Source organism: Stutzerimonas sp. R40042 (assembly GCF_026642215.1).
GTDB lineage: Bacteria > Pseudomonadota > Gammaproteobacteria > Pseudomonadales > Pseudomonadaceae > Stutzerimonas > Stutzerimonas frequens.
In genome coordinates, this window is the sequence record NZ_CP113258.1 from 3,695,511 (window position 1) to 3,708,167 (window position 12,657).

The window sequence follows — 12,657 nt, forward strand, 5'->3', positions numbered from 1 at the left end:
CCCGTCACCGGTGGCTAGCAGCGTGCCGCTGCTCTACCATCGCCCTCACTTTCGACACGAGACCCGGCATGTATATCTACCGACTGGTGCTGCTCCTGGTGGTGGGGATCTATCTGTTCTCCCCGGCCATCATGGACTGGTGGATCGACCCCAACGGTGCCTGGTATCGGCCCTACCTGCTGTGGCTGATCCTGATCGTGGTGACCTTCATTCTCCAGAGCCAGCGTGATGCAGACGAGCTTTAGCCTGAGCCACCTGATCCTGATCAGCGCCGCCTACCTGTTCATGCTGTTCGGTGTCGCCTGGGTCAGCGAGCGCGGACTGATTCCGCGCTGGATCATCCGCCACCCGCTGACCTACACCCTCTCGCTCGGGGTCTACGCCAGTGCCTGGGCTTTCTACGGCACCGTGGGCCTGGCCTATCAATACGGCTACGGGTTTCTCGCTACCTACCTCGGCGTCTGTGGCGCGTTCCTGCTGGCACCGGTGCTGCTCTACCCGATCCTGCGCATCACCCGCACCTACCAACTGTCGTCCCTGGCCGATCTGGTGGCCTTCCGCTTCCGCAGCACCTGGAGCGGCGCGCTGACCACCATCGTCATGCTGATCGGCATGCTGCCGCTGCTGGCCCTGCAGATCCAGGCGGTCGCCGACGCGATCGGCATCCTCACCCTCGAGCCGCTGCAGGAACGCGTCGCGCTGGGCTACTGCCTGATGATCATGCTGTTCACGATCCTCTTCGGGGCCCGCCACATCGCCACGCGGGAGAAGCACGAAGGGCTGGTGTTCGCCATCGCCTTCGAATCGATCGTCAAGCTGGCGACCTTCGGCGCCATCGGTCTGTACGCGCTGTACGTGGTGTTCGGCGGTCCGCACCAGCTGGAGATCTGGCTGCTGCAGAACCAATCGGCGCTGCAGGCGTTGCATACGCCGCTGCAGGAAGGCCCGTGGCGCACCCTGCTGCTGGTGTTCTTCGCTTCGGCCATCGTGATGCCGCACATGTACCACATGACCTTCACCGAAAACCTCAACCCGCGTGGCTTGGTCAGCGCCAGCTGGGGCCTGCCGCTGTATCTGCTATTGATGAGCCTGGCCGTGCCGCTGATTCTCTGGGCCGGGCTGAAGCTGGGCGTAAGCACCAACCCGGAGTATTTCACGCTCGGCCTGGGGATCGCCGCGCAGAGCGAGATGCTGGCACTGCTGGCTTTCGTCGGCGGGCTGTCGGCCTCCAGTGGGCTGATCATCGTCAGCACCCTGGCGCTGTCCGGCATGGCGCTCAACCATCTGGTCCTGCCGCTCTACCAGCCGTCGAGCGAGGGCAACATCTACCGTTGGCTGAAATGGACGCGGCGCAGCCTGATCTTCGCCATCATCATGGCCGGTTACGGCTTCTACCTGCTGCTCGGTGCCGAGCAGGACCTGTCCAATCTCGGCATCGTCGCCTTCGTCGCCACCCTGCAGTTCCTACCCGGCGTGCTCTCGGTGCTGTACTGGCCGACTGCCAATCGGCGCGGCTACATCGCCGGCCTGCTGGCCGGCATCGGCGTCTGGGTGGTGACCATGCTGCTGCCGCTGGTGGGCAACCTGGATGGCTTCTACATTCCGCTGTTCAACGTGGTCTACGTACTCGACGACACCAGCTGGCACCTGGCGGCAATCGCTTCGCTGGCGGTCAACGTGCTGGCCTTCTCGCTGTTCTCGATCTTCAGCGAAACCAGCCCGGAGGAGCAGAGCGCCGCCGAGGCCTGCGCCGTGGAGAACGTCCGCCGCCCGCAACGACGCGAGTTGCTGGCTGCCTCACCGCAGGAATTCGCCACCCAACTGGCCAAGCCGCTGGGCGCCAAGACCGCCCAACGCGAGGTGGAACAGGCCCTGCGTGACCTGCAGTTGCCGTTCGACGAGCACCGCCCTTACGCGCTGCGCCGTCTGCGCGACCGCATCGAGGCCAACCTGTCCGGACTCATGGGGCCCAGTGTCGCCCAAGACATCGTCGAGAACTTCCTGCCCTACAAGAACGGCGCCGAGGGCTACATCACCGAGGACATCCACTTCATCGAGAGCCGCCTGGAGGACTATCACTCACGCCTGACCGGCCTGGCCGCCGAACTCGATGCGCTGCGTCGCTACCACCGGCAGACCCTGCAGGAGCTGCCCATGGGCGTCTGCTCGCTGGCCAAGGATCAGGAAATCCTCATGTGGAACCGCGCGCTCGAGGAGCTCACCGGGATCGCGGCGCTGCAGGTGGTCGGCTCGCGCCTCTCGACCATCGCCGAACCTTGGCGGAGCCTGCTGATCGACTTCATCGAACAACCCGATGAGCACCTGCACAAGCAGCGCCTGGCGCACAACGGTCATCGCCGCTGCCTCAACCTGCACAAGGCGGCGATCGCCGAGCCGCTGGCCCCGAGCAACAGCGGCCTGGTTCTGCTGATGGAAGACCTGACCGAAACGCAGGAGCTGGAGGATCGCCTGGTGCACTCCGAGCGCCTGGCCAGCATCGGCCGGCTGGCAGCCGGCGTGGCGCACGAAATCGGCAATCCGATCACCGGTATCGCCTGCCTGGCGCAGAATCTGCGCGATGAACGCGAAGCCGACGAGGAAATCGTCGAAATCAGCGGCCAGATCATCGAACAGACCAAGCGCGTATCGCGCATCGTGCAGTCGCTGATGAGCTTCGCCCATGCCGGCGAGCGCCAGCAGCGGCTGTATCCGGTGAGCCTGGCGCAGGTCACGCAGGATGCCATCGGCCTGCTATCACTCAACCGCAATCGCACCGAGGTGCGCTTCGTCAACGCCTGCGCGCCGGAGCACCTGGCCGAAGGCGACCCGCAGCGACTGGCCCAGGTGCTGATCAACCTGCTTTCCAATGCCCGCGACGCATCGCCGCCGGGCGGCTTGATCCGCATCAGCAGCGAGGTCGCCGAGCAGACCGTGTACCTGGTGGTGGAAGACGAAGGCAGCGGCATTCCCAAGGAAATTCAGGACCGCCTGTTCGAGCCATTCTTCACCACCAAGGATCCGGGCGAAGGCACCGGCCTGGGCCTCGCACTGGTCTATTCGATCATTGAAGAGCATTATGGCCAGATCGATATCGACAGCCCGGCCGACCCGGAAACACAACGCGGCACCCGTTTTCGCATCACCCTGCCGCGGCATGTCGAAGCGTCACATGCCGTAAGTTGAAGAGGCGACTGCCGTACCGGCCCTGCGCCGGCTCTGCCTCCAGACCGTCGAGAGAGTACTGATGTCACATATTCTGATCGTCGAAGACGAAACCATCATCCGCTCCGCCCTGCGGCGCCTCCTCGAACGCAACCAGTACGAGGTCAGCGAAGCCGGCTCGGTACAGGAGGCGCAGGAGCGCTACAGCATCCCGGGTTTCGATCTCATCATCAGCGACCTTAGGCTGCCCGGCGCACCGGGCACCGAATTGATCAAGCTCGCCGAAGGCACACCGGTGCTGATCATGACCAGCTACGCCAGCCTGCGCTCGGCGGTGGATTCGATGAAAATGGGAGCGGTGGATTACATCGCCAAACCGTTCGATCACGACGAGATGCTGCAGGCTGTGGCGCGTATCCTCAGCGATCATCAGCAGGCCGCCACCACACAACCCCAAGCTACTCGCAATGCAGGCGCAGCGCCGGGCGCAGCCTCGCGCGACGACATCGGTATCATCGGCCATTGCACGCCGATGCAGGAACTGTTCAGCAAGATCCGCAAGGTTGCGCCGACTGACTCGAATGTCCTTATCCAGGGTGAGTCCGGGACCGGCAAAGAACTGGTGGCGCGGGCCCTGCACAACCTCTCACGCCGGGCCAAGGCACCGATGATCTCGGTGAATTGCGCGGCGATTCCGGAAACCTTGATCGAGTCGGAACTGTTCGGCCATGAGAAAGGCGCCTTCACCGGCGCCAGCGCGGGGCGCGCCGGGCTTGTGGAAGCGGCCGATGGGGGCACGCTGTTCCTCGATGAGATCGGTGAGCTTCCGCTCGAAGCCCAGGCGCGCCTGCTCAGAGTGCTGCAGGAAGGCGAGATCCGCCGCGTCGGCTCGGTGCAGTCGCAGAAAGTCGATGTGCGCCTGATCGCCGCCACCCACCGCGACCTGAAAACGCTGGCCAAGACCGGCCAGTTCCGTGAAGACCTCTACTACCGCCTGCATGTCATCGCCCTCAAGCTTCCGCCGCTGCGTGAACGTGGTAATGACGTGCTGGAAATCGCCAAGGCTTTCCTCGCCCGTCAGGCTGAACGCCTAAACAGTGATGACCTGCGTTTCTCTCGCGACGCCGAACAAGCGATCCGCCACTATTCCTGGCCGGGCAATGTCCGCGAACTGGAAAATGCCATCGAGCGTGCCGCCATCCTCAGCGAGAGCCCGGAGATCGACGCCGAATTACTGGGCATCGATATCGAGCTAGATGAGCTGGACGATGACTTCGATGAGCCGCTTGGCGCCATGCGTGGCGTGGTCGGCGGCAACGAGCCGACCGAAGACCTTTCGCTGGAAGACTACTTCCAGCATTTCGTGCTCGAGCACCAGGATCACATGACCGAAACCGAACTGGCGCGCAAGCTGGGAATCAGTCGCAAATGCCTGTGGGAGCGACGCCAGCGCCTGGGCATTCCGCGCCGCAAGTCGGGTAGCGTCACCGGGTAACCTGTTACCGCCCTCGCATCGCTCGTAACACAAACCGGGAGCATCGGTAACGGTGCCCCGGTTTTTTTCTTGCAACTCGCACCGCTGAAAATACGCAAATGCTTGAAATAAAAGGACTTTAAAAAAGTGGCACGGCAACTGCTTACTTAATGGCACAACAACAATAACAAGCAGATCCCACAATAAGAACAAGACGTAACGGCTCCAGCAAAACAACGACAAGAAGGCGGAGGCGCAGCTAACTGATTCTTTTGGAGAGGACTTGCCACGGGGCTAACCCCACGACCAGGCCGAGAACAACAAAAACTGCTCAAGCAGCGCCTGAACTGGTTGGATCGTAGATCGAGGCAAAGTCAGCGACCAAAGAAATCCGTTTGCTATTAGCTCCCAGTGTAGGAGCGCTCCTGATGGCTACGGCCGGACGGAACAGGCGAACAACAAGAACAGCACGCCTGCATGACCAATAACAATAAATAAGCACGCGACATCATTCAGAGGGGAGCTTCGGCTCCCCTCAGTGCTATCTGCTACCTCACATAACGCCAGCCAAACAGTCACCAGTCGTGCCTGCATCGCAATCGGCGACGTGCTTTTTGACACCTCTCCGCGCTTCGTTCACCATCCGAGCCTCTCGGTGCTAGAATCCGCGCAGGTTTCGCGGCTATTCGCGACACCGGCCCGTCATTCCGTCACACAGTTGCCCCCCATGCTGAAAAAGCTGTTCCAGTCTTTTCGTCTTCCTCTGCGCCGTATCCCGCACGCCCGACGCTCACCTGAAATTCTGTCCAGCCGGCAGCATTCCCTGCAGCGCAGCGCGATCAGTCGGCATGCGGTGAGCGTGGTCGAACGCTTGCAGCAGGCCGGGTACGAGGCCTATGTCGTGGGCGGCTGCGTGCGCGATCTGTTGCTGCAGCTCAATCCCAAGGATTACGACGTCGCCACCAGCGCAACGCCCGAGCAGGTTCGAGCCGAGTTTCGCAATGCGCGGGTGATCGGACGCCGCTTCAAGCTCGTCCATGTGCATTTCGGACGCGAGATCATCGAGGTCGCCACCTTCCGCGCCAACCACCCGGAAGAAGACGACGAGGACGCCAGCCAGCTGGCCTCACGCAACGAGAGCGGCCGCATCCTGCGCGACAATGTCTACGGCACGCTCGAAGATGACGCACAACGCCGCGACTTCACCATCAATGCGCTGTATTACGACCCGACCACCGAGCGCATCCTCGATCACACCCACGGCGTGCATGACATCCGCAACCGCCTGGTTCGCCTGATTGGCGACCCCGAACAGCGCTATCAGGAAGACCCGGTGCGCATGCTGCGCGCGGTGCGTTTCGCCGCCAAGCTCGATTTCGAAATCGAGCGCCACAGCGCCGAGCCCATCGTCGACCTGGCCGACCTGCTCGACGGCATTCCCTCGGCCCGCCTGTTCGACGAAACGCTCAAGCTGTTCCTCGGCGGCAAGGCCGAGCGCACCTTCGAACTGCTGCTCGAATACGATCTGTTCGCCCCGCTGTTCCCGGCCGCCGCCGCCGCGCTGGAGCGCAACCCCGAGTACGCCGGTACGCTGATTCGCAATGCGCTGGCCAATACCGACCTGCGCATCCAGCAGGGCAAGCCGGTAACACCGGCGTTCCTCTTCGCCGCACTGCTCTGGCCAGCCCTGCCGGCCCGCGTGCTGGAGCTGCAGGACCGCGGCATGCCGCCGATTCCGGCGATGCAGGAAGCCGCCCACGACATCATCTGGGAGCAGTGCCAGCGCACCGCCATTCCGAAGCGTTTTACCATCCCCATGCGCGAGATCTGGGACATGCAGGAGCGTCTGCCACGCCGGCAGGGGCGACGTGCCGACCAGTTGCTGGAGAACCCACGCTTCCGTGCCGGCTACGACTTCCTGCTGCTGCGCGAAAGCGCCGGGGAGAAAACCGGCGGCCTCGGCGACTGGTGGACCGACTATCAGGAAGCCAGCGACAGCGAGCGCCGCAACATGATTCGCGGCCTCAGCGGCAAGGATGACGGCGGCGCCAAGAAACGTCGTCGCGGCGGTCGCCGGCGGCGCGGCCCGGGCGACACTCCTGCCGGTTCGGCCGACTGAGATGGAGCGCGCCTATATCGGCCTGGGCAGCAACCTGGCCGATCCCCAGCGACAGCTGCGTGGCGCTCTGCAGGCACTGGCCGAGCTGCCGCAGACCAGGCTGGTCGCGGTCTCATCCCTTTATGCCAGCGATCCGCTCGGACCTGCCGACCAGCCACGCTATGTCAATGCCGTCGCGGCACTGGATACCGATCTCCAGCCTCTGGACCTGCTCGATGCCCTGCAACGTATCGAGCAGGCCCAGGGGCGCGAGCGCAAGGCCGAACGCTGGGGTCCGCGCACCCTAGATCTGGACATCCTGCTGTTCGGCGAGCGACTGATCGACGAGCCGCGACTCAAGGTTCCGCACTACCACATGCAGGCCCGCCCGTTCGTGCTCTATCCATTGGCCGAGATCGCCCCCGGGGAGCTGGCGCTGGCCGATGGTCGCCGCCTGGCCGACCTGCTCGCGGCCTGCCCATTCAGCGGGCTGGAGCGGCTCGCCGATGCGGGTGTCACCGCCGCGGTAACGAACGTAACGCGTAGGTAACACTCGCGATTGACTTAGGCTGCCGCCGCCGGGACTATAAGCGCCCTCAGCCATCCGCGGTCTTGGCACACCATAGGTGCACCGCATGGCAACCCTGACCTCCGAGGCTCGAAGAGGACGGCATTCATGCCAGACGTCACCCTGACCACGCTGCAAGGGCTCAAGCAGAAGGGCGAGAAGATCGTCATGCTCACCTGCTATGACGCCACCTTCGCCAAGACCGCCTGCGACGCAGGCGTCGAGATGCTGCTGATCGGCGATTCACTCGGCATGGTCCTGCAAGGTCAGGACAGCACCCTGCCGGTCACCGTCGCCGACATGGCCTACCACACCGCCAGCGTCAAGCGCGGCAACCGTGGCGCGATGATCGTCGCCGACCTGCCGTTCATGGCCAACGCCACCACCGAGCAGACCCTGAACAACTCCGCAGCGCTGATGCAGGCCGGAGCCCACATGATCAAGCTGGAAGGCACCGCCTGGCTGGCCGAGTCGATCCGCCTGCTGGCCGACCGCGGCATTCCGGTGTGTGCGCACATGGGGCTGACGCCGCAAGCGGTCAACCTGTTCGGTGGCTACAAGGTACAGGGCCGTGAAGAAGCGCAGGCGCAGCAGATGCTGGAGGATGCCAAGTCGCTTGAAGCCTCCGGCGCCGCCATGTTGCTGCTCGAATGCGTACCCAGCGAACTGGCCGCACGCATCACCCGTGCCGTGCAGATTCCGGTAATCGGCATCGGCGCCGGCAGCGACACCGACGGCCAGGTGCTGGTGCTGCACGATATGCTCGGCCTGTCGCTCAGTGGCCGCGTACCGAAGTTCGTGAAGAACTTCATGCGTGAGCATGGCGACATCCCCTCGGCCATCGCCGGCTATGTCAAGGCGGTCAAAGCCGCCGAATTCCCTGCAGCCGAACACGGGTTCTCCGCATGAACGTCGTCAAGACCATCGCCGACCTGCGCGCCGCGGTTGCCCGCGCGCGCGGCGAGGGCAAGCGCATCGGCTTCGTGCCAACCATGGGCAACCTGCACGCCGGCCACATCGCGTTGGTGAAGAAAGCCGGTCAGCGTGCCGATTTCGTCGTCGCGAGCATCTTCGTCAACCCGCTGCAGTTCGGCCCCAACGAAGACCTGGACAACTATCCGCGCACCCTCGCCGCAGATCAGGACAAGCTGTTCGACGCCGGCTGCCACCTGCTCTTCGCGCCCAGCGTGGAGGAGATGTACCCCCACGGCCAGGCCAACCAGACCATCGTTCGCGTACCCGGCGTATCCGAAGGCCTCTGCGGAGGCAGTCGCCCCGGTCATTTCGACGGCGTCTCCACGGTGGTCAGCAAGCTGTTCAACATGGTTCTGCCGGACCTCGCCGTGTTCGGCCAGAAGGATTTCCAGCAGCTGGCGGTGATCCGCACCATGGTGCGCGACCTGAACATGCCGGTGCAGATCATCTCCGAGCCCACCGTGCGCGACGTGGATGGCCTGGCGCTGTCCTCGCGAAACGGCTATCTGAGCGCCGACGAGCGTGCCACGGCACCGCTGCTGTACCGAACGCTGACCCAGCTGAAAGATGCGATCCAGAACGGCCGACGCGACTACTCGACACTCGTCGCCGAAGGTCTGGAAAGCCTGCGCGCTGCGGGACTACGGCCGGACTATCTGGAAATTCGCAATGCGATCGACCTGCAGCCGGTAAGCGACGCGTCTGCCGAGCTGGTAATCCTCGCCGCAGCCTTCCTGGGCAAGACGCGGCTGATCGACAACCTGATGGTCGATATCCACACATCGGCCTGATCCATGCCAATTGCCTGCAGCCTTGATCACGTTCGAGGCTTCGGGCACACTCTGCGCCGCTTGCGCCCCCGGAGGACCCTGCCATGCACGCCATCATGCTCAAGGCCAAACTGCACCGCGCCCAGGTAACTCACTCGGTGCTCGACTACGAAGGCTCCTGCGCCATCGACGGCGAGTGGCTGGACCTGGCCGGTATCCGCGAATACGAGCAGATCCAGATCTATAACGTCGACAACGGCGAGCGCTTCACCACCTACGCCATCCGCGGCGAGGAAGGTTCGAAGATCATTTCGGTCAACGGTGCCGCCGCCCACAAGGCAGGTGTCGGTCATCGCCTGATCATCTGCGCCTACGCGCACTACAGCGAAGCCGAGCTGGCCAACTTCAAGCCGCATGTGCTCTACATGGGCGCAGACGGCGAGCTGAGCCATACCAGCAACGCCATCCCGGTACAGGTCGCCTGAGTCCCCATTCAGGCGCTGTCGAATAGAAGCCCGAAGTGTTCCGCACTTCGGGCTTTTTCGTTGTGTGCAGCATCGGCGCCCAGACAGCAGGCCGGCGCGAATCGAATAGAAGGCGAAAGCCCGGAACGCAGCAGGGGTTTTCTCTGTCTGAGCTGTCTCTGATGGCATAGGATGTGCCTCACCGGCTCGGTGAAAGCCGGGTTCGGCCAGCATCCGCAGCATTCAGGAACGAGTGCCGGCGTGCCCGCACGGTCATACACATCACTGAATCCCCGAGGCAACATGCGCGCTCGCTGCGCGGATTCACGGGGGTTCAGCGGCCTGTCAAAGCAAAGGAAGCCGCATCACCATGAGCTACTACCAGCATCCGCTCGACGTCACCGGCCTGCCGTCCTGGAAGGCCCTGGAAGAACACCGCCTGGCTATGCAGAACTTCAGCATGCGCGAGGCCTTCAAGGCCGACCCGACGCGCTTCGCTGACCTGTCGGTTTCCTGCAGCGGGCTGTTTCTCGATTATTCGAAGAACCTGATCACCCCCGAAACCCGCACCCTGCTGGTCAACCTGGCCCGCGAGGCCGGGGTTGAGCAAGCCGCGCACGCCATGTTCGAAGGCGAACGCATCAACGCGTCGGAAAACCGTCCGGTGCTGCACACGGCCCTGCGCCGCCCCATGGGCGACTCGGTGATGGTCGACGGCAAGAACATCATGCGTGACGTGCATACCGCCCTGGCGCAGATGACCGACATCGTTACTCGCATCCACAACAACCTGTGGCGCGGCTTCAGCGACAAGACCATCACCGACGTGGTGAACATCGGCATCGGCGGCTCGTTCCTCGGCCCGCAACTGGTCTCCGAGGCGCTGCTGCCCTTCACCCAGCACGGCGTGCGTACGCACTACCTGGCCAACATCGACGGCAGCGAATTCCGCGAAGTGACCGCCAAGCTGAATGTCGAGACCACGCTGTTCATCATTTCCAGCAAGACCTTCGGTACCCTCGAGACGCTGAAGAATGCCCAGGCTGCACGCACCTGGTATCTGGGCAAGGGCGGTACCGAGGAGAAGCTCTACCGCCACTTCATCGCCGTCACCAGCAACAAGCAGGCGGCCATCGACTTCGGCATTCGCGAAAAGAACATCTTCCCGATGTGGGACTGGGTCGGCGGGCGCTACTCGCTGTGGTCGGCGATCGGCCTGCCCATCGCCCTGGCGATCGGCATGTCCAACTTCAAGGACCTGCTTTCCGGCGCCTACAGCATGGACCAGCATTTCCTTAGCGAGCCGTTCGAAAGCAACATGCCGGTGCTACTGGCGATGCTCGGCATCTGGTACCACAACTTCTGGGGCGCGCAGAGCTACGCCTTCCTGCCCTACGACCACTACCTGCGCAACTTCGTCAAACACCTGCAGCAGATGGACATGGAATCCAACGGCAAGAGCGTGCGCCAGGATGGCACGCCGGTGACTTACAGCACCGGCCCGGTGATCTGGGGCGGCGTCGGCTGCAATGGCCAGCACGCCTACCACCAACTGCTGCACCAGGGCACACCGCTGATTCCGGCCGACTTCATCGTGCCGGTGGTCAGCCACAATCCAGTGGCCGATCACCATGAATGGCTCTACGCCAACTGCCTGTCGCAGAGCCAGGCGCTGATGCGCGGCAAGACCCGTGAGGAAGCCGAGGCCGAACTGCGTGCCAAAGGCCTTAACGAAGACGAGGTTCAGCGCCTGGCGCCGCACAAGGTGATTCCGGGCAATCGACCGAGCAACACCGTGGTGATGGAGACCATCAGCCCCGGCCGCCTCGGTGCGCTGATTGCGCTATACGAGCACAAGGTATTCGTCCAGGGCGTGATCTGGGGTATCAACTCCTTCGACCAGTGGGGCGTCGAGCTCGGCAAGGATCTTGGCAAGGCGGTCTACAATCAGATGACCCGCTTCGATGCCGCACCGGCCGAAGACGCTTCGACCCAGGGCCTGATCGACTTCTTCCGCGGTCGCCACCGCGGCTGATAAGTCCTCTCGACCGGACAGCGCGCAGCTGCTGTCCGGTCTATCTTGCCCTCTTTTACCCCGACAACTGGCGAGCCCTCTGCGCCTCTTCAGGTACCATCGCCGCTTGCCAAGTCAGCAGCGCTGTCGCCATGGAATTCCTCCGCCGTCATATCGAAACCCGCGTGCTCAGCCTTACCGGTCTGGCGATTGGCGGTGTCGACTACGAAAACCCTCCAGGCGATCCCGGCCTGTTCGGGCCTGAGTCAGTGTGCTGGCGCGTGCATGGCGACTTCACCTCGATGATGGTCGGCGGGATCTCTGCACTGCTATTGCAAGCGCTGCACCCGTTGGCGCTGTCGGGCGTATGGGATCACTCGAACTTTCGCGAGGATCTGCTCGGCCGTCTGCGGCGTACCGGGCAGTTCATCGCCGCCACGACGTTCGGCAGCCACGCCGATGCCGAACGCCTGATCGAGCGGGTCCGACGCATCCACCTGGACGTGGCCGGGACGGCACCGGATGGTCGACCCTACGCCGCCTCCGATCCCGACCTGCTGACCTGGGTGCATGTCGCCGAAGTCAGCAGCTTTCTCAAATCGCACCTGCGCTACCGCGACCCCGGTCTCTGCGCAGCCGACCAGGATCGCTACTACGCCGAAGTCGCACTGATTGCCGAACGGCTCGGCGCCGGTGAGGTTCCACGCTCGCGCGCCGAAGTCGAGGCGTACCTCGAACGGCTCCGCCCGCAGCTGCGGATCGACGAACGCACCCTGGAGATCCTGCGCATACTGCGCACCGCTCCGGCACCAAGCCCGCTGCTACGGCCGTTCGGCACGCTAATGTTGCACGCTGGTGTTGAGTTGCTGCCGGAATGGGCCGCAGCCATGTTCGGCATATCGCTGAGCGACGCGCGCCGTCAGTTACTCCGCAGCGGCGTACGCAGTACCGCGCCAGCGCTACGCTGGGCAGTGCGCAATGCCTCGGTGCATCGGGCACGCCGACGCATGGGCTTGCCGCCACGCGGCTGAGGTGCATGCCGCGTCCGCCATCGCCAATCTGCGGCGCGCTGCCCAATGCCCATATCGGGCCGATTCGGGAACCGCGCACCCATGCCATACTCCAAGGCAAC

10 protein-coding genes are annotated in these 12,657 nt (G+C 63.6%); all 10 read left to right on the forward strand.

The genetic code is table 11. From position 1 onward, the window contains the following. Window positions 1-68 precede the first annotated feature (68 nt). The 10 genes from OUY36_RS17490 to OUY36_RS17535 all read left to right on the forward strand — a co-directional run bounded on the left by OUY36_RS17490 (window position 69) and on the right by OUY36_RS17535 (window position 12,556). Complete coding sequence (locus tag OUY36_RS17490; RefSeq protein WP_003095129.1) at window positions 69-245, forward strand: hypothetical protein; 177 nt, start codon at window positions 69-71, stop codon at window positions 243-245. Next, window positions 229-3,183, forward strand: a complete 2,955-nt coding sequence (locus OUY36_RS17495; RefSeq protein WP_102838526.1) for a sensor histidine kinase — start codon at window positions 229-231, stop codon at window positions 3,181-3,183. Before OUY36_RS17490 ends, OUY36_RS17495 begins: the two co-directional genes overlap by 17 nt. 61 nt (window positions 3,184-3,244) lie before the next feature. Beyond that, window positions 3,245-4,657: a sigma-54-dependent transcriptional regulator gene (locus tag OUY36_RS17500; RefSeq protein WP_156245297.1), complete on the forward strand. Its 1,413-nt coding sequence runs from the start codon at window positions 3,245-3,247 to the stop codon at window positions 4,655-4,657. 706 nt (window positions 4,658-5,363) lie between these two features. Beyond that, window positions 5,364-6,755 carry a polynucleotide adenylyltransferase PcnB gene (locus OUY36_RS17505; protein WP_102838528.1) on the forward strand — a complete coding sequence of 464 codons (1,392 nt, stop codon included), beginning with the start codon at window positions 5,364-5,366 and terminating at the stop codon, window positions 6,753-6,755. Window position 6,756: 1 nt separating this feature from the next. Continuing rightward, the gene (gene folK / locus OUY36_RS17510) at window positions 6,757-7,284 is read left to right on the forward strand and encodes a 2-amino-4-hydroxy-6-hydroxymethyldihydropteridine diphosphokinase (RefSeq protein ID WP_200630076.1); all 528 of its coding nucleotides are present in this window, start codon (window positions 6,757-6,759) and stop codon (window positions 7,282-7,284) included. Between the two features lie 126 nt (window positions 7,285-7,410). Further along, entirely contained in the window at window positions 7,411-8,211 is an 801-nt protein-coding gene (gene panB / locus OUY36_RS17515; RefSeq protein WP_267935288.1) for a 3-methyl-2-oxobutanoate hydroxymethyltransferase, read from the forward strand. After that, window positions 8,208-9,068 (forward strand): pantoate--beta-alanine ligase, encoded by an 861-nt coding sequence (gene panC / locus OUY36_RS17520; RefSeq protein ID WP_133455727.1) that lies wholly within the window; start codon window positions 8,208-8,210, stop codon window positions 9,066-9,068. The genes panB and panC overlap by 4 nt, the downstream gene beginning before the upstream one ends. A gap of 83 nt (window positions 9,069-9,151) precedes the next feature. Next, complete coding sequence (gene panD, locus OUY36_RS17525) at window positions 9,152-9,532, forward strand: aspartate 1-decarboxylase (protein WP_014597581.1); 381 nt, start codon at window positions 9,152-9,154, stop codon at window positions 9,530-9,532. Window positions 9,533-9,881: 349 nt separating this feature from the next. Continuing rightward, a complete protein-coding gene (gene pgi / locus OUY36_RS17530) occupies window positions 9,882-11,546 on the forward strand; it encodes a glucose-6-phosphate isomerase (RefSeq protein ID WP_063541296.1) in 1,665 nt (554 codons plus the stop codon). Between the two features lie 131 nt (window positions 11,547-11,677). After that, window positions 11,678-12,556 carry an oxygenase MpaB family protein gene (locus tag OUY36_RS17535; protein ID WP_156245295.1) on the forward strand — a complete coding sequence of 293 codons (879 nt, stop codon included), beginning with the start codon at window positions 11,678-11,680 and terminating at the stop codon, window positions 12,554-12,556. Window positions 12,557-12,657: the final 101 nt, after the last annotated feature.